Genomic DNA, 25,451 nt, shown 5'->3' with positions numbered 1-25,451 from the left:
GCGGGCTTTATAAACGACGGGAACCCTGAAATTCAGGGTTCGTTGATCCTCTGATGCTATTGTGTTGACACGGCAGCGGGCCGGGCCATCTTAAAGGCGAAGGTAGCCATACAGCCACCAGAGACAGTGAGAGAATGAGCAAGTTTCCCGCCTCGGTGTTGACCACCGTGAATGCGTCGTACAGCAAGAAGCTGGACGCACAGGCGCTTGCCTATTGTCTGACGCATCCGGCGGCGGCAAAGGCGGCACCAGGACAGATGTCGGCGTTCTTCGGCGAGGTTGCTCCAGAGTTGCAGAAGACGTTTGCCAGCGCGTTTGGTATCAGCGACGCAGAGCTGGCGATCGCAGCCAAGACCTTCGCCGCATATTCAGGCGAGTCTTATCCGCTCGCCGCGTGAGCGCCGCTGGACCAGGCTGGACGCGCCTCTTTCACATTGCCTGCTCGCTGATCCGTCAGGTTAATGCCGAACAGACCATTGTCGACTCCTGGTCGTTCGGGGGCGGCACGGCGATGATGCTGCAAATTGGTCACCGCGAAAGCCACGACGTCGATATCTTCCTGCCCGACGCGCAGCTCCTTCCCTTTCTGGACCCAAAACTGCGCGATTTCGAATTCGAGATCCTGCCGTCTGATTATGGGGGTGACGGGTCTGGATTTATCAAACTCGCGTTCGACGAGATCGGCGAGATTGACTTCATCGTGGGACAAGCTCTAACAACGCCGGCGGTCACGAGACTAACGGTTGAGAACGAAAAGGTCGACCTCGAAACAGTTGCCGAAATCATCACTAAGAAAATTCACTACCGTGGCAGCAGCATCAAGCCGCGCGACATCTTCGATATTGCTGCGGCGGCAAAGCACGATAGAGACGCCATCGTCAGCGCGCTGAAAGACCACAAGGACGACGTGGCCAAAACACTAGGCACCCTCGAACGCCTGAACCCGGACTTCGTAAACGCGACGATCGCGGAATTGACGATCAAGGATCCATTCAAGCCGATCGCTCAAACGGCACTTGAAGACGCAAAGGCTCTCTTGCAATCGATCTGACGCGCACGCTCCTCCTTCATACGCGCCCTATTCGGACGATGATTGAGCTGTCTTTGCCCCGGAAACGTAACCGCCTCGATCATTTCGACGATTTGATCGAAGACGACTATGCCCTCACAGCAAAGACGAGCTGGCACACGCGGCCAGGGCACAGCGAACGCAGCGATCGACATCACCATTTATTTCCGAGCCCGAAAAGCGGATTAACCTGAGCCCCGTGTGTGTGCCGAAAGCCTACGCCCTGAGGTAGTGGTGATGAAGCCCGCCCAGGACGGCAAGTGGCCTGACCACACCGGTTCGCTGAACTGGGCGAGAGACAGGCGCATCCTTGTCCAAGGCCAAGTGCGTTCGTGTCTCATTATAGTAGCGAGCGTAAGATTTCAGAATCCGGCGTAGATGTGCCTCGCCTAAGACAATGATGTGGTCCAAACACTCACGCCGGATCGATCCGATCAGTCGTTCGGCAAAGCCGTTCTGCCAGGGTGAAGCTGGCGCGGTAGGTTTGTCCCGGATGCCCATGGCACGCAGTCGGCGTGTGACGACTGCACCGTAGATGCGATCACGGTCCCGGATCTGTAGCGCGGAGCCTCGTTCCACGGGAAGCTCCGTGATTTGACGCGCAACCCATTCTGCCGTGGGATTTGCTGTGACGTTGATCCAGATCAGCTCTCTGCGGCCGAGCCGGACGATCACGAAAGCATAGAGCAGGTCGAAACCGATGGTCGGAACAACTAATAGGTCCATGGCGGCAATGTCCGGCGCGTGGTTATGGAAGAAGGTCCGCCATCCCTGGCTGGGTAGCCCTCGCCGTCTGACCATGTACTTGGCGACGCTCGACTGCACGACCTTCACCCCGAGCTTGAGCAGTTCGCCGTGAATGCGTGGTGCGCCCCAAAGCGGGTTTTCGACGCTCATCCGCCGGATCAAAGCGCGTAGCTCCGTCTCGATCTGCGGTCGCCCTCCCAGTGGCCGCGATTTCCAACGCCAGTAGCAGCGACAGCCGGCTCTGTGCCAACGCACGAGCGTCTCTGGCCGGATGATTGTGAGAACCTTCAGGATCGCTGGAAACCAGCGATATAGCTGGATAAAGAACCAGCGATCATGGTTCGTGAGCCGGACGCGACCATGCAGCTTGCGCCTCAAAACACTCAATTGATGTCGAAGCACCGCATTCTCAGCCTCAAGCCGCAACTTCGACTTGAATGGCGAAGCCAGGACGGCCAGAACGAAACAGAGCAGCCCGATCATTCCGCCAGCTTAGGCGATTCCATCACGCCATCAACTCGGATGAGGTTTTCAGTACACACACCCAGCTAATTAGATTTGCGGGCAGCCTCATTCCCATTCTCTGACGTCGGTCCTGCCTCCAGGTCCACCCGCTCAACTTCACCGGCCCATGGTTCGGGGTACTGAACCGTCGATGGTGTGGCCGCCGACGTCCTTTTCTCTCGGATAAGCTTTCGGACTCGTCCAGACACACATCGCACGGACTCAGTTCGTCAGTCGCCTTTTCAACCAGGTTCAAGACGACGAACTCAACCCGTGCAGCCGCAGGCCTTCAGAGCCTCCCGGAACTCCTTCCAGCTCGATCGGCTTTGCGATTGTGGAGCGCGGATGGCCGTAATGGGATTTGCATGCTTGAGGGGCGCCCTCATGGTGCCGCCTCTAACGGAGCTTGGACCTCTCTGCGTTCACCGCAAAGGTAGGCGTGCAGCGCGCTGAGGCAAGCATCCGCGCTCATGAGATCCCGCTGGCGCTGCGGGGCAATGGTGAGATCGGCAAGCTGATAGATGGGATTGCGCACTTGGACACGATTTGTGACCGTCTTATCTTGGTCGGCGGTTTGCATCTTCGGACGCTTGGTGTTGTGCCTCAGGTTCCGCCTGATCACGTCCTCGTTGGTATTAAGCCAGATCGTGACCGCTTTCTGTCCGACATGCTGCCGGATTTCGTCGATCATGAACGCTCCATCACCGGTTGCGAGTACCGCCGGCCCTTGTTCGAGCAGCTGCCTGATCTCATTCATCTCAAGATTCCTGAAATGCGCCTCTCCATCCTCAGCAAGAATCTTAGTTATGGACTTGCCGGTCTTCGCCTCGATCTTTTTATCGGAATCCACGAAGCTCAACCCCAGTTTTTTGGCGAGTACACGGCCAAGAGTGGATTTCCCTGCGCCCGTCATCCCGACGAGCACGATCGGTCGCGCGCCCAACGCGCCAAGAATCTCTGTCGCAAGCGGGGAGTGCGCCGTATGTCTCGGCGGGGCCACTTGCAACCGGCGAGCTAGGCTGGCACCACCAACTGTACTAGCCGCATCGGCCTCCCAGTGGGGAATCGCGATGGCCCCGTCGGGAATGACAACCTTGTTGCAGGCCTGTCGCACGCGCTCCAAGAGTTGCTCGGCTCTGGACTTATCCAGGGGCTCTCGACTCACGCGCTGCAGCTTCTGCAGCTCCTTGTACGTGTCGTGATTGTTGATCTTGGCGTTGTAGCTGTCTGCCGTGTGGAACTCCACCTCGAAACGGTATCCGCCCGGCGTAGCGAGCACAGTCTTGATGCCGACGAAGGTCGGCGATCGCGCCTTGAACCAGTTGGTCGTGCTGACCTCGGTATAGCCGCTCTCTTCGAAGGCTAGAATGGCTTTCTTGAAGGCACGTGTAAAATCTTTATCAGGAAGTTGGAAGACGTGGCGTACAGCGTTGCTGATCAGCTGGGTACCGGCCTCAAACGGGGCCTGCGTGCCGACGAGCTGATCTGTCATCGACCCTTCCGATCTCAAACGCTGAGCGAGATGGGGCAGCTTCACCGGTATGTCGGCATTCCTGAGGGCTTCGGCAACCGAAGTTGCCGTCGGAGTGATGTCCTTCTCTTCGGTTTGAGCGCGGGAGGCTTCCATTTGGGCGCGCTGTGCTGCCTGCTCGCTGGTCAATGTGATTGTCGTGGCCGAATCATCGGCAGCTAGCCTTCGGCCCGAGGGTTCAGGCAGAATGCCTCGCTCCGCGGCAAGTTTAATCGATACTTGCATGACTGAAGCCGCCAGCGTCGGATTGTCTTTGAGATCGTCCAATGTCGCATCGACATCGAACTGACCGTGGCTGAGAGTAGCCGCCATGCTCTTGGTGTAGGGCACCGATTTCATCCCCGGCGTCTGTTGCAGCAGGCGCTGAAGGTAGCCGCTCTTATTCATAAAGGTGTTGGCGCCAGTGTCGGATTTATAGGCGTCAGTTCCGACCTTGATGCCAAGGCTCAGGAGATTGCTTGCACTTTGCACGAGGTCGGATGGATTGTAGCCATCTGGTCGTGGGTCGATGCGCGCAGGGTAACGATCGAGGATAAGCTGGACGCGGTCACGTGGCCGAGCCATTGCCGGATAGGTCTCCGCCAGCTCGGGGAACAGTTCGCCGAGCTGTTGACTCAATGCGAGCTGTGCCTCGCTCACGCCGGCGACTGTTTCGGGCAGGAGTTGTTCGGGCAGGCTCACGGCCCACGCCTCGAGCTCGATGAGGAGCAACTCGGCCATCTCGCGCGCGACCGGATGGTGTGCCAGTTCGATCTCGTGCCGCGCATTATCGAGCTTGTCTTGGACGTTCTGAGCGCTGACCTGCTCCTGCTCCAACAGGCTTCGGATTGCTCGCTTGAGCTCTTGGTGAATGCCTTCGTACGTGCCGAAGATGGCACGCTCGGCAAACCACTGTCGGGCTTCATGGGATTGAGCCAGAAAACCTCGCTGCAGGCCAGTATAGATTTCCAGAACATTTCGCGTGGCGGCGAGGATCTGGCTGGCGCGACCGAACTTGTAGCGACCGTCCTCAATCGCTGGGGTATGAGATTTTGGCGGCTTGAGGGAGCGCAACCCGCGCGCTTTCTCCTCTTCATCGAATTGCCTAACATGCTCGTAAAGCTGCGGCCGGTCGCCGATGATGAGCACGCTATCCCCATCGAAGTCGCCGTCAAGCTTCTTCTGTTCATTGGGCGGCACGGCAACCACCGAGCCTGAGGCAAACAATTCGGTCGCCTGGAGGATGCCGATGCAGTCGACCGGCGTGTCCACCTTCGCGCGGTCCTTGCTCTTGGTCCAGCTCGAATGGCACTTTACATCCTCGGCAGACATCACCAGCTCCCTGTCGGCGAAGTCGGCCGGCCACATCTCATCCGGCACCACGATCAGAAGTCCTTTGGCGAAGAAAGTGGGATCGGCGGCGGCCAACTCCTCCGCCGATTTCTGGGCGACATTGAAACTGTATTGGATGGTGGCGCACTTATCGAGAAATGCCCCAGTAGGATCCCCATCGGCGGCCGACCTGACCCGGTCGGCGGCGAAGGGACGGAGGTTGGGCTTGTCGTAAGGGGATCGCCCGATCAGCACGCCACCACCGCTCAACGTCTCGCTCTTGAGCGTCGGCACATGGAGACAGTCATCAGCGGACGGGATGGCGATGGCGCCCAAACCGTTGATATGCCCGGCCGTGACGGTGCGAAACAGCTCCTCTGACGTCAGCTTTTGCTCGTCCCGCCTCTCAAGCCAGCTCCTGGCCTGCTCGCGCGCCTCATCCGCGACTTGATCGCTGCGCGGATAATGCTGGAGTGCCGAGACCGGTAGGGATGATCTCCTTTCACCATAGGCAGGCACCCGGTCAGGACCTTCCTGCTCGGCAGCCCGGCGAACAGCTGGCATAACGTTGGCCACCGAGGCCCTGATGAAGCCACAGCCGTCATGCGGTCGTAACGCAATGGGGCCGTCGGGCCCTCTCAGCTTGAACGGATGCTCCTCGTTGGCAGGGCGGTCCGGCAGCAGCGCCAATTTGAAGGCGCCTTCCAGCGCGTAGTCGTGAGGAGATAGACCTTTGATGGCCGGAGGCGCCGCAAAACCCCTGCGTTGAGTGTAATAATAGGCTTCTTTGAAAGGGGCCCAGGCCCGTGAGAGCTGCTCGAAGGCCGTGCCCGGGGCGGTTTCGGCATAGGGAATCGCCAGCAGCTTTCCCCCGGAAGGCTTTGCTAGCTCGCCTGGAGCTCGGGCCGCAACCTGAGACACGCTCATTCGCGGCGGCTTTAACTTGCTGCCGCCGAACAGGTCCATGCGGTATGGTACACCGTTGACGTTCACCGTACGCGCCAGCATGAAGGCGCTCGGCGTTGCTGGCAGTTGCACCGCGACCACGGGCAGGGCTCCCGAGGTCAGGCGATGAAAAATCGAATACCGTCTCTCCGGCTCCGTGGCCAATGGCCGCCCCTGCATGTCCACCACCGGCAACTGCATCAGCCCCGCGTCACCCTGCGGAGACCTTGGCGCGTGGTCCATGGCTTGCAAGACCTGATGCACGTCGAAGACAGACGCAGGATTTTGCGCCTGGATCGCCGCCCTATCCTGCTCCATGAATAAGTCCAGCGCATCTACTGGACTGTCGGCCTCGATCTGCGCGATCAGATTCCAGCTCATGCTGGAAAGATCGCCTTGAATCAGGTCGCGCGCGCCAGCCAGGATCGCTCTGGTCCCATCCTGCAGCTCATCCTGCCTGATCCGTAAATCGGGCCTCTTGCCCTCGACATACGGTGACCTGAACAATCTCTGCAGGACCGCACGAGCCTTAAGCGTCTGATAGATCGATAAGGCGGTGCAGCGGCTCGCAAGCGGGCCACGGGTCCGCTCGGCATCGCTTGCGTTCAGATGCGCCTCGATCTTGTGCTCGACCGCGGGTTGGAGATCGTTGAGCAGGTTGAGGGCCTGCCTGCGATGCCAGCGCAGCGGCCTCTCTGGGCTGCGCGCCAGCGGCAGCAAAGCAGCGCACAGATTGCCCATGGTTTCCAGATCGTTCCGGGTCATAAAATCAGGGGCTTGACGCAATTCCGAGAGCCGATTCAAGCCTGTCAGTGCGAGCAAACCGAGGTCATCAACCAGCCTAGCCTTACCCAGCGCCTTGAAGATTGTTGCGATGTGCAGAACGTCAGCCTGCCCCAGACGATCATTATCATAGTGCAGGTAGTGGGCGAGCTTGTGCAACCGATCCTTCGGCAGAGTAGCGTCCGTAATTTCCCCACTGTCCTCTGCCCCCATGATCGTTCGCGACAGAGCATTGGCGAGCATACTCAGCTGAGGCGTGGTGAACACACCGAATCGCTGCCCTCGAGCACCTAATCCGCGCGCGATGTCCATCGTGGACTGCCGGCACGCAGCCTCTTCCGGCCATTTGGTGAACCCGTTCACCAAGGTCGCCACTACCTGCGGAGCGAAATCAGAGAGCTGGCGCCGACTGGCTTCCCCGGCGATTGCGGCCGCGGCTTTGCGGCAGTCCTCCTCGTCCGGCCACTTGCTGAAGCCGTTCACCAGATTCGCCAGTCCCAGTGGTGCAAAATCAGAGAGTTCGGCGCGGCGAAGAACCTCACCCGCGATCGCAACAGTGGCGTCGCGAGAGATCGGCGATTCCGGCCATTTGCTGAAGCCGTTCACTAGGTTCGCCAGTCCTTGCGGGCTAAAATCAGAGAGTTCGGCGCGGCGAAGGACCTCACCCGCTATCGCAAACGTGGCTTGGCTAGCGTCCGGCGATTCCGGCCACTTGCTGAAACCGTTCACCAGATTAACCAGCTCCTGGCGAGTAAAGTCAGGGAGTTCGGCGCGGCGAAGCACCTCATGCGCGATCGCGGCTGTGGCTTGCTGAGACCCCGGCTGATCTGGCCACTTGCTGAAACCGTTCACCAGGTTCGCCAGCTCCTGCGAAGTAAAATCAGAGAGCGATGCGGCGCGCCCAAGAACCTGCCATGCGATTGCGACCGTGGCGTCCCGACAGTCCGGTGCTTCCGGCCATTTGCTGAAACCGTTCACCAGATTAGACAAGTGCTGGTTGTTAAAATCAGAGAGCTGGGCCCAACGGCGACGGACCTCGCTGGCAACCGCTACTGTGGCTTGCTCAGACGCCGCCGCTTCTGGCCACTTGCTGAAGCCGTTCACCAAGTTCGCTAGGCCCTGCGGAGCAAAGTCAGAGAGCTGGCGGCGACGGACCTCACCTGCGATTGCGACCGTGGCGTCACGACAATCCGGTTCTTCCCGCCACTTGCTGAAACCGTTCACCAAATTAGCCAGGTGCTGGTGATTAAACTCAGAGAGCCGGGCGCCGCGGCGAAGGACCTCATGCGCGATTGCAACTATGGCTTGCTGAGACGCCGCCGCTTCTGGCCACTTGCTGAAACCGTTAACCAAGTTCGCCAGTTCGTGTGGAGCAAAATCGGAGAGCTGGCGCCGGCGGATCTCCTCAGCGATTGCGACTGTCACCTCGCGACAACCCGCTGCGTTCGGCCACTTGCTGAAACCATTCACCAGATTAGTCAGGTGCTGGTGAGTAAAATCACGGAGCTGGGCGCCGCGGCGAAGGACCTCATGCGCGATCGCGTCCGCGGCTTGCTGATTTCTTGTCCCTTCCGGCCACTTGCAGAAACCGTTCACCAGGTTCACCAAGTCCTGGTGATTAAAATCAGAGAGCCCGAACTCGCCGCGCGCGGCGCGACGACGGACCTCACCGGCAATCGCTCCGGTGGCCCGGCGAGACCACTCGTTTTCCGGCCACTTAGCGAAGCCGTTCACCAGGTTTGCTAGGTCCTGCTGACGGAATTCAGAGAGCCGGGCACGGCGGTCACGACGGAGCACCTCACTGGCCATCGCGCCTGCTGCTTGGCGCGATGGCGCCTCTTCCGGCCACTTGCTGAACCCGTTCACCAATGTCGCCAGCGTCTGTCGAGAAAGATGAGATAACTGGTCGTCGCGGCGAAAGACCTCGTTGGCGATTGCGAGCGCGGCGTCGCGACAGTCCGTCCCGTCCGGCCACTTGCTGAAACCATTCACCAGGTTCGCAAGATTCTGGTGAGTAAAATCAGAGAGTTGGGCGCGGCGGCGAATAATCTCAGTGGCGATTGCGACTGTCGCTCTGTGATAGTCCGCATCGTCCGGGCATTTGCTGAACCCGTTCACCAAGTTCGCCAGCTCCTGCGGAGTAAACCGAGAGAGCCCTTGCTCGCCGGCGCGGCGAGAGAGTTCTGTGGCGATTTTGACTGTGGCTTGGCGATGAACCGCCTCTTCCGGCCATTTGCTAAAACCGTTCACCAGGTTCGCCAGCTCCTGATGACTAAATTCGGAGAACCCGAGGTCGCGGTCAGCGCGGCGAGCGACCTCACCGGCGACGGCGACCGTGGCCTGGCGAGACGCTGCCTGTTCCGGCCACTTGCTGAATCCATTTACCAACGTCGCCAGCGCCGGTTGAGTAAGATGAGACAGCTGGTCGTCGCGGCGAAAGACCTCACCGGCGATTGCGAGCGCGGCTTCGCGACAGTCCGCCCCGTCCGGCCACTTGCTGAAACCATTCACCAGGTTCGTCAGATTCTGGTAAGTAAAATCAGAGAGTTGGGCGCGGCGGCGAATAGTCTCAGTGGCGATTGCGACTGTCGCTCTGTGATAATTTCCATCGTCCGGGCATTTGCTGAACCCGTTCACCAGGTTCGCCAGCTCCTGCGGAGTAAAACCAGAGAGCCCTTGCTCGCGGGCACGGCGACAGAGTTCTATGGCGATTCTGCCTGTGGCTTGGCGATGGCCGCCCTCTTCCGGCCATTTGCTAAAGCCGTTCACCAGGTTCGCCAGGTCCTGATGATTAAAATCAGAGAGCCCCAACCCGCCGCGGTCAGCGCGGCGAGCGACTTCACTTGCAATTGCTCCGGTGGCCTGCTGACACGCCGCCTGTTCGGGCCATTTGCTGAAGCCGTTCACCAGGTTCGCCAGTTCCTGCTGACTGAATTCAGAGAGGCGGGCACGGTGGTTGCGACGAAGGACCTCACCGGCCAGCGCGCCTGCGGCTCCGCGAGAAGCGGCCTGTTCCGGCCATTTGCTGAACCCGTGCAGAAGATTCACCAGGTGCAGGTGAGTGAGTCCAGAGAGCCCGGCATGGCGATCGCGGCGGAGGACCTCGCCCGCGACAGTGGCTATGACTTGGCAAGAGACCGCCTCTTCCGGGCATTTTTCAAAACCGTTCACCAGGTTCGCCAAGTCCTGCTGATTAAAAGCAGAGAGCCCGAAGTCACTGGAAGCGCGGCGAAGGACCTCACCGCCGAGCGCGGCCATAGCGTGGCGACAATCGGCTTGTTGTGGCCACTTGCTGAAACCGTTCACAAGGTTCGCCAAGTTTTGCTGCGAAAAATCAGAGAGCCGGAAACGAAGGTCGGCGCGACGACGGACCTCACGGGCAACGGCTTGCGTGCCATCACGAGTCTCCGGCCGCTGCGTCCACTTGCTGAAACCGTTCACCAGCAACGACAAACTTTGACTATTCAGTGCCCCAAGCGCCTTGCCTTCATCGCGACAAAACTCGGCGATTCTGATCGTTCCATTGCGGCATGTCCTCGATTGCGGATACCGACCAAATGATGCAGCCAAAAGCGAAAGAGCTTTTGGCTCGACTTCGCATAACAACGCACCATGAAGCTGCGACACGCGAGCCGCGATCGCCTTGCAAGCCTCGACACCTTCCTGACCTCCGGCCTCGCGACTGACCACGTTGCATGCTGTCGCGTAGCCCCACGATTTACCGCGGCGGATATCGTCCTCGAAGCGAGGGACAAATTGACTTCTGAATTGGGAGGCGGCCTTTTGTATGAATGTTGCATAAAGCGCGTCGTCAGCCCTTTGCAGCTGCTTGTCATGGTCTACCACTGCACATGAGAATCCAACGATGTCGCGGGCGAAACGAATCGCGTGTAGGGCTGCGTTGGATTGCTGTTCTGAGATTCCACTTTGCGCATGTGTGGCGACACCATCCATTCGGCGCCGTTTTGACTCTCGATCTAGGTCGGATACGGACCGCTTGCGCGAGGAAGGAGCACTTTGTCGTGAACTCCTGGACTGATCGGCACCGCGAACCTCGGCACCGGAACGCGACGAGCTTTCCTCCCAATTTGGCGCGCCGCGGTGCGGCAAATGGAGAGAACCTGGCTGGTCGTCACGCACATCAACGGCGCGATCATGCTGGTCGTCACGCAACTCAACGCTGCGACCGGGCGGCATGCGGCGCCGGACATTGCTGGCCGAAGGTGGCCTTTGAGCGGACGACGCCCCCAAATCTCGATTTTCAGAGCGCAAGCCTTGCACGACAGAACTGAACGTCGAGCCATCCCCTCCACCGCCAACATCTGATTCAGCACGGGACCAGTGCGCATCTGGTCCGCTGGGCGCGTTCCCAGGTCGATCAACTCCAGTCAAACTCCGCCCTCCATGCAAGCGAGAATGAGCCGAATTAGAACGTTTGGCACACACGGTGCCGCCGCGACAGCCTCAACGATTGTGTTTCGGCAGCTGATCGGAGAGGTCTCCTTACGCTGCACCGACGAGACGTGACTCGCCACAACCGGCAAGCGCGGACCGTCTCTGCACAATTGTTCGCACTGTGGCATCGAAGATATCCACTTCACCTGACGTGAAGCTGACCTGCGCACAGCCGAAAACGGAGGCAATCCGCGAGGGAGCTTGCAAAGATCGCGCGCATCGCGCCGCGTACTTGTATGCGGTCGGACCCAATGTTCGATCATGATGCAGCGATGAGCATCGCAAAAGGAAGCTCGGCAGCGGGCCCATTCTTCGGCGAGGTATATGCCCCGTCCGAGCGCGTGACGATACGCGCTTTGTGCCGCATTGCGGCACTAGTCACAGCGTAAATGATGCTGACTCGACCAACCGAAGGAGGGCGAGTGAAGAGCTACATGATTTGGCCCGTGGAACGACCTCGCGGGGTCAGCAAGCTGCTCCAGCACCTTCCATCAGACCGGCAGCGTTTCATACTCCTCGTCGTGCCATCCGAGCGCAGTCGCGGCAACGCCAAAGCTTGACTTATCGTGCGGCGGCATATGGCTTGGTTCGCTCATCCGTCGTTTGACGCCAAGATCTTTGACGCCAAGATCATGGATTCTACTGGTCCTGAGCTTGCCAACAGCGCCGTACGGTGAGATCGCGATGAAGAGGTTACAGAGCAGGCGATGAGGTGATCTAAGATTCGAGGCTCGGAGGCGACAGCCTAGAGGAACGTAAAGACGGAGCTGGCGCTCCCCGCGCGGCCCACTTCCGCTCTCCAATGCAAGATATCCTTAGCGCCCTCAGGGATGGCAACTTGCTTACAAACCTCTCGCACGCAGAGCTCGAGTTCTTTGGATTTAACTTGATCCTGTCCATTTCCGGCTCCTGGTTGCTGCTGCTCCTCCAGCTCCTTATACGTATCATGATTGGCAAGCTTGGCCCGATAGCTGTCTGGTGTGTGAAACTCCAGTTCAAAGCGGTAACCTTGCGCTGTGGCGAGCACAGTCTTGATCCCCACGAAGTTCGGCGTTCGTATCCTAAACCAATTGGTCGTGCTGACCTCAGCATAGCCTCGATCGTCGAAGGCCAGCATGGCTTTTCTGAAGGCCGCTGCAAACTGCCCATCAGGGATCCTGAAGACATGACGTACGGCGTTGTTGATCAGCTGTGAAGCGCTCTCGCAGGGGACGCTCACGCCGGTGAGCTGCAATCGTATGGTCCTTTCCGATTTCAAGCGGCGATCGACGTGGGGCATCTCAACTTCGATCTGGTATTTTGTGCGGAGCGTTTCGGCAATCTCACATACCGTAGTCGTGATTGTCTCCTCCTCGATTTTGGCGCGCTCAGTCTCAAGTTTAGCGCGCACGGCGGCCTCCTCGCGGGTCAGAGTGATCGTCGCAATAGAATCGGCTGCGGCCGGGCGACGGCCGGATGGTTCAGGCAGAATGCCGCTCTCCATGCTAAGCTTGATGGAGGCTTCCATGACCGAGGCCGCAAGCGTCGGATTGTCCTTCAGATTTGCCAATGTCGCATCGAGATCCAGCCTGCCCTGGTTGAGACTTGTTGCTATGTTCTTGCTGTAGGGAGCGGGCCTCAGTCCCGGGGTTGCTTGTAGCAGTCGCTGAAGCTGATGGCTTTTCTTCAGAAAAAGGCCGGCACCCGTGTCAGATTTATAGGCGTCGGTTCCGACCTTGATCCCGAGACTGAGGAGGTTGTTTGCGCTTCGGACGAGGTCATCGGGATGGTAACCATCGGGTCGGGGATGGATCCGCGCCGGGTAGTGGTCAACAAGCATTTGGACACGCTCTCGTGGCTGAGCCGTTGCGGAAAAAGCCTCCGCCAGATCGGGGAAGAGCTCCCACAGCTCCGTGCTCAGCGTCAGCCCTGCATTGCCGCTGCCCTCAGCGGTTACAGGCGGGGCGTGCTCATCCGTAGCCCATGTCCCAAGGTCGGCAACGAGCAGGCCGGCGATTTCGCGAGCGACCGCATGGTCTGCCGCCTCGATCTCGTGCCTTGCCCTGACGAGCGTGTCCTGGATGTCCTGCCGACTCGGCTGTTCCTGGTTTAACAGCTCACGAAGGTCACGCTTGAGTTCCTGCTGAATGCCCTCATACGTCCCAAATACGGCCCGCTCGGCGAACCAGCCTCGTGCGTCGTGGGATTGCGCCAGAAAGGTGCGCTGCAGACCCGTATACGTTTCCAGGACGTTCTGCGTGGCGGCCAGGATCTGGCTGGTGCGACTGAACTGGTAACGCTCGCCCTCGATGGCGGGGGTGTGCGACTTGGGCGGCTTAAGGGAGCGTAGTCCGCGCGCTTGCTCCTCTTGATCGAATTGGCGTACGTGTTGATACAGGGCAGGCCGATCGCCCAGGATAATGACAGTGTCCCCGTCGAAGTCGCCATCGAGCCTTTTCTGTTCGTCAGGCGGGACTGCAACCAGCGACCCCGGAGCGAACACTTCGGTTGCCTGGAGGATGCCGACACATTCGAGCGATGTGTCCTCCTTGACGCGGTCCTTGCGCTCGGTCCAGCGCGAATGGCACTTGACGTCCTCGGCCGATAGCACCACGCCTCGGTCGGCGAAGGCAGTGGGCCACATTGCATCGGGCGCCACGATCAGAATGCCTTTGGCAAAGAACGTGGCATTGTCGGCAGCGAGCTCACCGTGCGATTTCTCGGCCGCATTGAAGCTGTACTGCATGGCCACGCACGTATCGAGAAACGCCGCGGTTGGATCCCCGTCGGTTGCCGACCTGACTTGCTCGGCGGCAAACGGACGCAGATTGGCCTTGTCATAGGGGGAGCGCCCGATCAGGACGCCCCCTTTCGCGGTCAAAGTCTCGCTTTTGAGCGCGGGCACATGGAGACGGCCATCGCTGGATGGTACTGCAACGGCGCCGGGTCCCCCGATGTTTCCGACCGTCACGGTGCGATAGATCTGTTCGAAGGTCAGTTTTTTCCCTTCTCTGCTTTGGAGCCAGGTCTTGGTCTTCTGTTCCGCCTCATCGGCCACCTGCTCGCTGCGCGGGTAATGCTGCAGCGCCGAGGCGGGCAGCGATGATCTGCGTCCCTCACCATAGGCCGGCACCCGCTCAGGACCGTCTTGAGTCGCGCCGCGGCGAACGGCCAGCATTCGCTCGGCCAGCGAGGCTTTGATGAAGCCGCAACCGTCATGTGGCCGCAGCGCGATCGGCCCCTGCGGTCCACTAAGTCTGAAGGGATGCGCCTCGCCTTCCGGACGGTCCGGCAGCAGCGACAGCCTGAATGCGCCCTCCAACGCGGAGTCGTGAGGTCCCAAACCCTTGATCGCCGGAGGCGCCGCAAATCCCCTGCGCTGCGTATAGAAATAAGCCTCCTTGAAGGGGGCCCAGGCGCGCGACATTCGCTCGAAATCCGTGCCGGCTGCTGTGTCGGCATACGGAATGGCCAAGAGCTGCCCCCCGGAACGTACGCGGACGTCACCTGGCGTACGGCCAGCGATCTGCGCCACAGTCAATCGCGGCGGCTTCAATTTGCCTCCGCCGAACAAGTCCATGCGATAGGGCACGCCGTCAACCGTGAGCGTCCGCGCCAGCATAAAGGCGCTCGGCTTTGCCGGCAGTTGGACCGCGACGACGGGAACCGCACCTGCGGTCAGGCGATGAAAAGCGGAATACCTTGTCTCGCGCTCCGTGGCCACGCGCCGGCCCTGCATGTCTACCACTGGCAATTGCATCAAACCCGCGTTTTCCTTTGGAGGCGTGGGCTCGTGGTCCATGTCTCGCAAGACCCGATGCACGTCGAAGGCAGCGGGGTGATGTTGCGCCAGGATTGTCGCTGCATCCTGCGCCAAGAACGAGTCCAGCGCACCCACGGGACCATCCGACTCGATCTCCGCGATCAGATTCCAGCACATATTGGAAAGATCGCGCTCGATGAGATCGCGCGTAATGCGCAGGATCTCTCTGGTCCCACGCTGCAAGTCCTGCTGCCTCATCTGCAGATCGGACTTCTTGCCCTCGACATACGGTCGGCGAAACATCGTTTTCAGGATCGCACGGGTCTTGAGCACTTGATAGATTGAGAGCGCGGGGCGACGGCTCGCGTACGGGCCGCGGATCCGTTCCGCATCGTCCGCCTCAATATGCGCAGCGATCTTTTCCTCGACAATGCCCTGGAGGTCGTTCAACAAATTTAGGGCCTGTCTACGGTGCCAGCGCAGATGAGGACTGCGTGCCAGCGGTAGCACAGCGACGCAGAGATGTCCCATGGCCTCGAGGTTATGCCGGCTCGCAAAGCCGGCGTCACCACGCAATTCGTCAAGCCGATTTAACCCAACCGATGCGAGCGAGCTCAGATCATCGAACAGCCTAGCCTTAGCCAGCGGCTTGAAAAGGTTGGCGATGCTCAAGAGCTCGGCCTGCTCGAGGCGATCACTTGCATAGTGCAGGTAGTGGGCCAACCTATGTAACCGATCCTTCAGCAGAGCGGTCTCGCTAATCTCGCCGCTCTCCTCTCCCCTCAACACGGCTCGCCCCACAGCATTCGCGATGATGCCGAGCTGAGGCGTGCTAAAGCTGGCGAATCGTCGGTCTGCGGTGCCAAGCCCGCTGGCGATATCCACTATCGCTCGAAAGCACACCTCCTCGTCCGGCCACTTGCTGAGGGCGTTGACCAGGTTCGTCAGCTCCTGCTCATCAAAATGAGCTAACCGGTCAGCATCTTGAATCTTAGCTGCAATTGCGACAATGACTTCGCGAGACGATGCTTCTTCGGGCCAATGGCTGAAGCCATTTGCTAGGCTCGCCAGCCCCTGCGGAGTAAAACCGGAGAGCGGATCGGTGTTGCCAGGACGAGAAAGAACGTCAGAAGCAATCGCCATCATTGCATGGTGAGTGCTCGCCTCCTCCGGCCATTTGCTGAAGCCATTCGCCAGCATCGCAGTTTCTTGCTCATTGAAGCCAGACAGCTGGGCGGTGTTACCGACCCTAGCCGCTATTGCCGCTGTCGCTTGGCGGCAGGTCACGTCCTCCGGCCATTTGCTGAAACCATTCACGAGGATCGCCAGATGCTGCTCCTCAAAGCAAGAGAGTTCGCCAGCGCGGCGAAGGGCCTCACGGGCGATTGCGGCCGTGGCTTGGCCACAGTCGTCCTCTGCCGGCCACTTGCTGAAACCATTGACCAGGTTGGCCAGGTGCTGCTCCTCAAAGCAAGAGAGCTCGCCGGCGCGGCGAAGGAGCTCACGGGCGGTTGCGGCTGTGGCTTGACCACAGTCCACCTCTGCCGGCCATTTGCTGAAGCCGTTCACCAAATTCGATAGCCCCTGCGGAGTAAGCCGAGAAAGCTGATCCTCATGCTCGCCGCAGCGACGGACCTCGTTGGCGATTGCAATCGTGATTTGGCGACAGGCCTCCTCCTCCGGCCATTTGCTGAAACCGTTCACCAGATTCGCCAAGAAGTGATGAGGAACACTGGAGAGCCGGTCGTCACCTTGGGCGCGGCAATGGATCTCGGTGGCGATTGCAACCGCAGCTTTGCGAGTGTTCGACATTTTGGGCCACTTGCTGCAGCCGTTTACTAAGTTCGCCAGCTCCTGCTCACTAAAACGAGACAGTCGGCCGGACTGTCGGACCTCACGGGCGACTGCCGCTGTGGCTTGGCCACAGACTCGCTCAGTCGGCCATTTGCTGAAACCGTTCACCAGGTTTGCCAAGTGCTGCTCGTTGAAACGAGCGAGCTCGCGGGTTCGGCGACAAATCTCACGGCCGATTGCGACTGTGGCCTGCCGACAATCTTCCTCTGCCGGCCATTTGCTAAAGCCGTTGACCAAGTTAGCTAGTCCTTGCGGATTGAAGCCAGGAAGACGGTCCTTGCCGCGCAGGCTCAGAACTTCGCGAGCGATTACGAGTGTCGCCTCGCAAGTGGCCATCGTATCTGGCCACTTGCTGAAGGCATTAACCAAAGCCGCCAGTTCCTGGTCCGGACAATTAGAGAGCTTGGCGCCGCGGAAAAGAACTTCATCGGCAATTGCAAGGGTGGCCTCGCGCGTGGCCGTCCGGTCCGGCCACTTACTGAAACCGTTGGCCAGGTTCGCCAAGTCCTGGTAGGTAAACCTGGAGAGTTGTTCGACGCGACCGAGAACTTCATCGGCGATCCTGAGTGTGGCCCTGCGCGTGGCCGTCCTTTGTGGCCACTTGCTGAAGCCGTTCACCAGGTGTGACAGCTGCTGCGGGGGAAAAGAGCGAAGTCCGTCAGCACCACGGCGGGCGCGATTCAGGAGTTCATCAGCGATTGCCAGTGTTGCGTCACGACACTCTGACTCTTCTGGCCACTTGCTGAAACCATTCGCCAGCAACGATAGACTTTGGCAGTTCAGCTCTCGAAGGACTCCAGTATCATAGCGACAAAATTCGGCAATCCTGATCGCTCCGTTCCGGCATTCCTCCGCCCAGGCGTGTCGACCGAACGATGAAGCGAAGAGTGAAAGAGCTTTAGGCTCCACTTTCCTCATTAGCGTGTCATCAAGCCGAGACACGCGAGCAGCCAGGGCCCTGCAAACCTCTATGCCGGCTCGACCTCCGCCTTCTCGGCTCACCGCGTTGCAGGCCGTGGCATAACCCCACGCTGAGCGAATGTTGCCCACCAACTGGCCGACAAATCTTGCTTCGAAGTCGCCCGCGGCCTTTTGCAGGAACGTAGCCAGGTCCGCGCCCCGCAGCCGCTTCGCATGATCGACGACTGCAATTGAGAACCCACGAATGTCGCGAGCGCGATCGATCTCTTGTAGAGCTGCGTTGAGCTCCTCTGTCCGCATTCGAAGTATTTCTGCGTTCGCGCCCTCGACGCTCTGCGTGGAAGCATCGTCGGCACGCTTTCGTTTTTGCCCCCCGCTTAGGCCGGCGAGGGATTCTGCATGGGGCGCAAGCGTCGCTCGCGCCGAGTTCCGGGCATCTTGGTCGCCGAGCTCGGATTCGCCATCAGAGCGTGAGACTCTGGCTTCACGATATGGCGCCCCATGATGGCGCTTCGCAGGTCGCTTCGAACCTGAGCCTTGGTCGGTCTCCACATGCTCCCTGCACCGCTTTCGTAATTGGGCATCCAGGCCGGGCAAGGAATGGCTATGCCGCTGCAGTGCGTCCAGTGGCGAGCCTTCGGTCCCTCGATCTCCGGGGAGGGGCTCGCCCCCCGAACGGACAGAGCTCGCCTCCCGACGTGATGCACTGCTAGACTCGACATCAGATCGCTCCGCGCCTGCACCGTGGACCGTTTGCATGCGCCGCCTTTCTGTTCGGCCGCCGCGGTCAGCGATCGATCGCCCACCCGCCGGACGCGACTCTGTTTGCGATCGCTCTGGATGCTCGCGCAACAGAAACCGATCGGAACGGGAGGAGCTCGCTTCCTCCCGGGAGAGGAAAGGCCGACGGCTGCCACCGGCTTCGCGCTGCAGCTCATGCGCCAGGATTTGCCGTGCGCTGAAAGCAGACATGTCGCGGAAAACATCCGCGCTGCCGGGCGCGGTGCGAGACGAGGACGCCCTTGACTCCTGATGCTCAGAACGCAGCTGATCGACAACAGAACTGAATGATTGGCGGCCTTCTGCAGCACCAGGGCGCCCCGACGAACGAGACGCCTCTGCCCCTTCGGAGGGTCCGATTGCAAGTTCCGTGACCGGCGACTTGCCGCGCCCATCAATGCCCGTCATAGCCCAACTTCGCTGCAGGCAAGAACGCGCCAGCCACGACGTTTGATCACTTTCAACGAACTCCTTCCCGCCTTTGCCGCTAATTTCATCGAAACGCTCCTTGCCAATGAGGATTGACCGTAGATCGTGATTTCGAATGATCCAGTAGGATCTCGATAGGACTTGGACGTCATCTTCGACCCCGGCTTACGATTGTTGCAATCGTCGAGACATGAAGCCGCCCGCATCATATCAGACGACATGACACATTGACCGGTTCGAGCGCGGCTGTCTGCCGCTTGGATTGGGAAGACTGCCTCCTTAGCGGATATCCATTCTGGCCCGAAAGACGCTTCCGAACACTCCACCCGATCAATTTCGGCGACCGTTTTGACAGATGCTCAACTCGAATGGAGAGATCGTCGTAGCACTCCAGGCATCAAACTGCTCGTTGGCTTATCAGCTGTGAAGGCAGCTACTGGCTTAACGGCGCAAATTCCTAGAGAGACAATCTGACGGCAAGCTGACGCATTCATCAGCTTACGTGTTCAGCTCCAGAAAAGTCCGGCCTTTGGTCGCAAGTTACGGCTACGTGCATTAGCACTACACTTTCGCCTCGGGCTTATCTCGATGCGCGGCAGCAGGCCGGTGCACGCAGGATCCGCACTCCGCCCTGTTCTGTCACGAGGGGCGCAACGCCCGCTATACAAAGCAGGTCATCGCCTTGTTGCTCGTCGACGTGATCCGCCGAGCCGGGCTGAAGCCGCCAGAAGGGCGAATGGTCCCCCGTCTTCATGACCTGCGCCACTCGATGGTCGTGCACCGTATCCTCGAATGGTACCGCTCGGGTATCAATCCGCAAGACCGGCTGCCCGTTCCTCGTGACATATCCTGGCCATAAGGATGTCCACTACACCCTCATCTACATCACCGTTACACAAGACCTGCTGCATCTTGCGAACGAGCGGTTCAGGGCCGTAGGCGCGCCATGCCTCCTCGATCTGGGGCAGGAGGTGCGGCCATGAACAAGAACGCGTTCCCGGAGTTGATGCGCGCGTTCTTCTACGAAGGGCTCGTCGAGCAACGCAATGCATCGATCCACACGGTCCGATCCTATCATGACGCCTGGCGGCTGTTCCTGCGGTTCGCCGCACAACGCGCGGAAAGGAAGGTGGCGGTGATCACGCTGGCCGATCTGACTGCCGACGGGGTGGCTGCCTTCCTCGGTCACGCCGAGCACGACCGCGGCGGTACGATCGGCACGCGCAACTGCAGGCTTGCCGCGATCCGCGGCTTCTTCAACTTCGTCGCAACCAAGGATCCCCGCATCGATCGCTCAGTGCGTGGAAATCCTTCACATCCCAGTCAAGCGGGCGCCGGTATCCGAACCCTGTTATCTGGACCCAGCGGAGGTAGCAGCGATCCTTGCCCAGCCAGACCGCTCCACGCTCGAAGGCATGCGCGATCACGCACTGCTCTCGTTCCTCTACAACAGCGGGGCACGGACACAGGAGGCTCTCGATCTCTGTCCCAGGGCGATCCGGTTCGATAGCCCAAGTTGCGTTCGCCTTACCGGCAAGAGCCGCAAGAAAGCATCTGCCTACTCTGGCCGGAAACCGTGCTGTTACGTGAAGATGTTCAAGGCCATGGCGCGATAGCGTCGGCTGCGAACACAGATCACGGCCAGTGTCCGGCCGCAGGCCAGCTGGAACGCCGGATCGCCGCTTAAACGATCGAGATCATTGCCATCCTCGTAGCCGCACGCGATGGCGAAGATACGGGCGCGGATCATATCCCCAAGGCTGTGCACGAAGCGTCCCGGATCGCGCCGCTCGGAGAATACGCAGGACAACTTCGCGGCCAAGCCGAAGCGCTGGTCCGCCATGGCCAGAAGCATGACGCCGCCATCCGGCGTCAGCCTGCCGCCGTCAAACGCGGCTGTGATCTTCTTGCGGGAAAACGGCTGGAAATGAGAACGGCGGACTCGTATTGTCGGTCATGGCGAGTGCGGCGGCGGCCCGGATGCGCGCAGGGTGGGTGTCAGCAACCGAATCCTACGCCACCTCCGCGGCTTACGCCACGCTCGCCAGCTTCTCAACAATCCGCTGATGAATATGACGGGCTAGTCAGCGTTGGCGGAGAAAGATCTCATTCTCCCAACCTGGTGGCCCGATAGTGGCCGTGTAGTTCACGCCTTGAATGGCGAGATTTGTCTGCGGCTCAGCCGCGCTCGGCAGCACGTTATGCAAGCGCATTCCCTGCATGAAGTTTTCCGTCGCCCACTGGTCGCCGTGCTGCCAGCCCAGGGGAAGGTACGAATCTAGATTCGGCACCGCAAGCGGCGCGTGAACCGGGAGATATTCCGGGCCGGAGGTCGACTCCCCCATCTCCCACAGGGGCGAAGGATTGGGCTGATTAACACTGTCGGCCGGCGAATGGGTACGTGAAGCCAGCATCTCCAAAAGCTCTACCGTATCTAAACTTTCAGCCGGCAGCTGGCCGGTTCTATCCGCTGCCGGCCCAATCTCATCAGGAGCGACAGCGTGGACTGGCGAGCGGAAGGCTGGGCTTGGCTGATCAACACTGTCTCCCGGCGAACGGGTGGGTGAAGCCAGCATCGCCATAAGCTCTGCTGTGTCCAAACTTTCGGCTGGCAACTGGCCAGTTTGATCCGCGACACCTCGAAGCTCCGCCGAATCGTAAATAGATCGCGAGGGAGCGGGCTGACCGTCCAGCCGTCGCAGAAGCTCCCCTGAATTGACACTTGGCACCGGCGACTGCACGGCCAGGCCCTCCGCATGTGGAGAGCTGCCCGCGCCGGCGGGCTCCTGCGCGCTGCGGTAATCGCGAATGATGTTCAACCCGGTGATTAAATTCTTGTTGCTTGAGTATAGGCGTTTCGCAAGCCTGATCAGGGACTCGTGATCCAGCTTAGCAATTCCTTGGCCGTCCTCTTTGAGCACTCCAGCAAACCTGTAAAGTTTGTCGGTATAGTGTTTGACGGTATGCTCGGGTCGCCCGCTGGCAAGAACCGCACTATCGATGAGATCCTTGTCCTCCATAGAGGGAACACACTCATCCTTTCGACGCGGAATGCGAGCAGCTACAACATCGGGCTCACGGTACTCACGAAGCACCTCCAACGCAGACGCCATTTTTACGTCATCCCCGAAGGACTTTTTGACGTGAGCGACCAGGGAATTGTGATCAAGAGTAGCAATTGTTTGTCCCTGAGACTCGAGAGATTTCGCCAATCTGCGAAGAGTCTTCTCATTGTTGTCGGCGGTAGTAGGCGTCCATCTTCGGCGCGCAGCAGCTGCGCCGATGGCTGAGTCGATCAGGCTCGCATCCTCCAAAGAAGGAACATAACGTCGGGAGCTATCTGAAGCCTTGGGCTCGCGGTACTTACGAAGCGCGTTCAATGCGGTAACCATTGAACCATCAGCGGGAAAGAACGCACTAGCGTGCCAGACCAACGAATCGTGATCAAGCGCATCAATCGTCTGGCCCCGAGAGGCAAGATGATTTCCCAGTACGCGAAGAGCCCAAGTATAAGTGCCGACCGTGTGCGATTGTACATTCCTCGCAAAATGCTCGGCTGCCGCCTCGATTAGGGTCCGGTCTTTTTCAGTTAGATGAGGATAGCGGGAATCTGGTGTCGCGTCCGCGGCTGGAGCAACATCGGCCTGGCGCACCTCAGCCAAGCGTCGCTCAAAGTCCTCCTGCCCGGCCTGTCCCGCTTGCGGTTGTTGCAATATGGCGTGATGCGCCTCCGGCCGGCCCGAAACATCGAATGGATTGAAGTTGCTTGCGTCCACGCCAGCCTCACGTCCACGAGGTCACCGGAGAAGATCACAACTACCAGGCCTAGCTTTCGAGAAGCTGACTGAAATAGACCCCGAGCGCGGGACAAGCATGGCCGACAGCGCGATGCCTATATGAAGCTGAACCGCAGGCCTCCGGCAGAAGCCGACATCGGGGAATATTCCGCGTCAGCCGGTCCTCGGTTCATCAAATGGTGCTGACGCTGGAACGAGTTGGACTCACTAAAAGGCAGCAAAGGACAGTCGCGGTCCTCGCCGATCCCAAGTGTCTGCCGGTACTTAACTGACCACCTCGACCAATCCGGGGTCTTCAGGGAACCGAGTGGACGATTTTGGGGATCATGGCGGCGGAAGCATGCAGGTGAGAACCTTGAGGCGGCGATATTCGTTGTCGCACAGGCCGTAAGCCCGTCGCTGGAAGACGCGGATTTTGTTGTTGAGGCCTTCGACGAAGCCAAGCGAGACTCTGTTTTCTGGCTCGCAGTAGGCAGCGATACCATCCCAGTGGCGCTCGATCATGTCGGCGAAGCGCTCGTAGGGTTCGAGGCGCTGCCATTTGAGGCTGGCTCTCCAGTTGTCGAAGAAGCGCCTCGCCCAACACTCGCGCCCGTAATCCCAGAGCTGGCCGAAGGCCTCCTTGAGGACACAAGCGGCGTTGAGGCGCCGATTTGCGGCGAGCAGAATCTGGAGTGAGCGCTTCCCCTCCAGGGTGAGGTTTTCGTGACGCGACAGCAGATTACTTCTGGCTGTGTGTACCGAAAACCTACGCCCTGAGGCAGTGGTGATGAAGCCCGCCCAGGACGGCAAGTGACCTGACCACACCGGTTCGCTGAACTGGGCGAGAGACAGGCGCATCCTTGTCCACGCGCCGAACGGCGCACATCGTCGAGGTGATCCTTGCCTATCTGACCTCCAGCGTCGCGGCCGCGCCCGGCACGCTCGTACCCGACGAGCAGAAGACAAGAAAAGCAAACTAGCGGCACGACCTGTGGCCGGCTCAAAAGGACTCGACAATGGCTCACGCCTTGAACCACGACACCAATCCAGCGACGCCCGCCGATGCTAGGATGATCGCTCGGCCAAATCGACCGGATTTCGACAGTGAAGCCATATGGAACGCGCGCGTCGATCTCGCCGCCTATTTTCGTTTCGCTTCACGGCTCGGCATGCATGAGGGGATATGCAACCACTTTTCTGCTGTCGTGCCCGGCCATGACGACCTCTTTCTCCTAAACCCCTACGGTTACGCCTTCAGCGAGCTCACCGCCTCGCATCTCTTGATCTGAGATTTTCATGGCAACGTGCTGTCCGGAAAAGGCATGCCGGAGGCCACGGCCTTCTTCATCCACACGCGACTGCACCTGAAGGTGTCGCGGGCGAAGGTTGCCTTCCACACCCATATGCCTCACGCAACCGCCCTCTGCATGGTCGAAGGCGAACCGCTGCTGTTTGCCGGCCAGACCGCGTTGAAGTTCTACGGGCGAACCACCCTGGACCGCGACTATAACGGCCTCGCCCTCGACAGCGCAGAAGGCGATCGCATCGCCGCTTCCGTCGGGAATGCCGACATCATCCTCATGAAGCATCATGGCGTCATGGTGCTGGGCAACACCATCGCCGAAGCCTGGGATGACCTTTACTACCTGGAGCGAGCCTGCGCCGCAACGTCAGTATCAGCATCGGGGCCGCATGGCGTGATCATTTCGACGGCGATGCACAAGCCCTCATGAAGGAGGCAGACCGGGCGTTGTACGAAGCGAAGGCGGCTGGACGCGATTGTATCGCCTGGAGCGACGCTATTGTCGACATCGGCTCGCCTGGCATTTGTTCCCGAACGCCCCGAGCGCATGATGGCAACGATATTGCGGCTATCGAGACTGTTCTCATCGCGCAATTCGTGGCTGCCAAAACGACCATGCAGCCCCGCGGATGAGCCGCACGGGTATAGGTTTCTAGGACCTCGCCGACCTGCACTGGCTGTCGGGCGTGATCCACGTCTGCATCCATTTGCTGAAGATAGTTCCGGCTAATCGAATTCTTTTCGAGGTGGGCGGGAGAACTCGGCATTAAGGTCGAGCGTCTCAGGACGTACAACGGCCCTTGCCACTGCTTCTTTGCCTTCCGCGGGCTGTGCAAGCGGCTTACGGCTGAGACGAGGATCGGATCGCAGCTGTGAAACCTCTCCTCCTGGCGGCGCGAATTTCGCTCCGATTTGCGATGTCCTACACTCGGCTAGACGAGAGATCTCGTTTGCACGTCCCTAATGTGACGCGATGCTAGGTTTGTGCGACCGATGATACGCCGCTTCGCCTAAATGGCTCCCCAGCCTTATCTGGCGGCGATCTTACTGATGAGCTGACCTCAGACGTATATTTTTCGCGACAGTTGTCGGTTTGACGCGCATCCCATGAGCTTCATGTCACGTGTCACGCTCAAGCTCCGCGCGCAGCAGGCCCAATGACTCACAATTTGACTTGCTCTATCGGCCTTCAAGCGGGAGTTCATTCACAGCAATTATCAACCTACGTCTCTGACGACAGGGACAATAGTGTCCAGTGTCGTGTAACCAACGACGCGCAGGATCGTCCGAAACGCGAA

General features: G+C 59.6%; 9 protein-coding genes and 2 pseudogenes. 5 read left to right on the top strand and 6 right to left on the bottom strand.

Annotated elements, in window-relative coordinates; genetic code table 11:
- Nucleotides 1-134 precede the first annotated feature (134 nt).
- Both YUU_RS0138215 and YUU_RS53100 read left to right on the top strand, forming a co-directional pair.
- Nucleotides 135-398: a hypothetical protein gene (locus tag YUU_RS0138215; RefSeq protein WP_027527040.1), complete on the top strand. Its 264-nt coding sequence runs from the start codon at nucleotides 135-137 to the stop codon at nucleotides 396-398.
- Nucleotides 395-1,051, top strand: a complete 657-nt coding sequence (locus tag YUU_RS53100; protein ID WP_051390110.1) for a nucleotidyl transferase AbiEii/AbiGii toxin family protein — start codon at nucleotides 395-397, stop codon at nucleotides 1,049-1,051. Before YUU_RS0138215 ends, YUU_RS53100 begins: the two co-directional genes overlap by 4 nt.
- 234 nt (nucleotides 1,052-1,285) lie before the next feature.
- Here YUU_RS53100 and YUU_RS61680 read toward each other — a convergent pair whose 3' ends face one another.
- The 3 genes from YUU_RS61680 to xopAD (YUU_RS53085) form a co-directional block, all read right to left on the bottom strand.
- Nucleotides 1,286-2,299 (bottom strand): integrase core domain-containing protein, encoded by a 1,014-nt coding sequence (locus YUU_RS61680; RefSeq protein WP_027527039.1) that lies wholly within the window; start codon nucleotides 2,297-2,299, stop codon nucleotides 1,286-1,288.
- A gap of 403 nt (nucleotides 2,300-2,702) precedes the next feature.
- Nucleotides 2,703-10,844, bottom strand: a complete 8,142-nt coding sequence (gene xopAD / locus YUU_RS53095; RefSeq protein WP_245288231.1) for a XopAD/skwp family type III secretion system effector — start codon at nucleotides 10,842-10,844, stop codon at nucleotides 2,703-2,705.
- Nucleotides 10,845-12,090: 1,246 nt separating this feature from the next.
- Nucleotides 12,091-18,162, bottom strand: coding sequence for a XopAD/skwp family type III secretion system effector (gene xopAD / locus YUU_RS53085; RefSeq protein ID WP_051390109.1), 6,072 nt, complete (start codon nucleotides 18,160-18,162; stop codon nucleotides 12,091-12,093).
- A gap of 1,888 nt (nucleotides 18,163-20,050) precedes the next feature.
- Here xopAD (YUU_RS53085) and YUU_RS0138175 point away from each other — a divergent pair.
- Entirely contained in the window at nucleotides 20,051-20,581 is a 531-nt protein-coding gene (locus YUU_RS0138175; RefSeq protein ID WP_027527037.1) for a site-specific integrase, read from the top strand.
- A gap of 97 nt (nucleotides 20,582-20,678) precedes the next feature.
- Here YUU_RS0138175 and YUU_RS57245 read toward each other — a convergent pair.
- From YUU_RS57245 to YUU_RS53070, 3 genes and pseudogenes are all read right to left on the bottom strand, one after another.
- Nucleotides 20,679-21,029, bottom strand: a pseudogene (locus tag YUU_RS57245) (transposase); the annotation flags it as partial.
- A 126-nt stretch (nucleotides 21,030-21,155) separates the two neighbouring features.
- Nucleotides 21,156-22,733, bottom strand: a complete 1,578-nt coding sequence (locus YUU_RS59300) for a hypothetical protein (protein WP_156944744.1) — start codon at nucleotides 22,731-22,733, stop codon at nucleotides 21,156-21,158.
- 459 nt (nucleotides 22,734-23,192) lie between these two features.
- Complete coding sequence (locus YUU_RS53070) at nucleotides 23,193-23,708, bottom strand: transposase (RefSeq protein ID WP_156944743.1); 516 nt, start codon at nucleotides 23,706-23,708, stop codon at nucleotides 23,193-23,195.
- A gap of 158 nt (nucleotides 23,709-23,866) precedes the next feature.
- Here YUU_RS53070 and YUU_RS53065 point away from each other — a divergent pair.
- Nucleotides 23,867-24,535: pseudogene (locus YUU_RS53065) on the top strand (aldolase); the annotation flags it as partial.
- Nucleotides 24,508-24,786 (top strand): diguanylate cyclase domain-containing protein, encoded by a 279-nt coding sequence (locus tag YUU_RS62925; RefSeq protein ID WP_371260555.1) that lies wholly within the window; start codon nucleotides 24,508-24,510, stop codon nucleotides 24,784-24,786. The pseudogene YUU_RS53065 and the gene YUU_RS62925, both read left to right, overlap by 28 nt.
- Nucleotides 24,787-25,451: the final 665 nt, after the last annotated feature.

Origin of the sequence: Bradyrhizobium sp. Ec3.3, from assembly GCF_000472925.1 — a bacterium.
Taxonomy (GTDB): domain Bacteria; phylum Pseudomonadota; class Alphaproteobacteria; order Rhizobiales; family Xanthobacteraceae; genus Bradyrhizobium.
The sequence above is the reverse complement of the archived record's forward strand: the minus strand, read 5'-3'. Positions and strand labels throughout refer to the sequence as shown.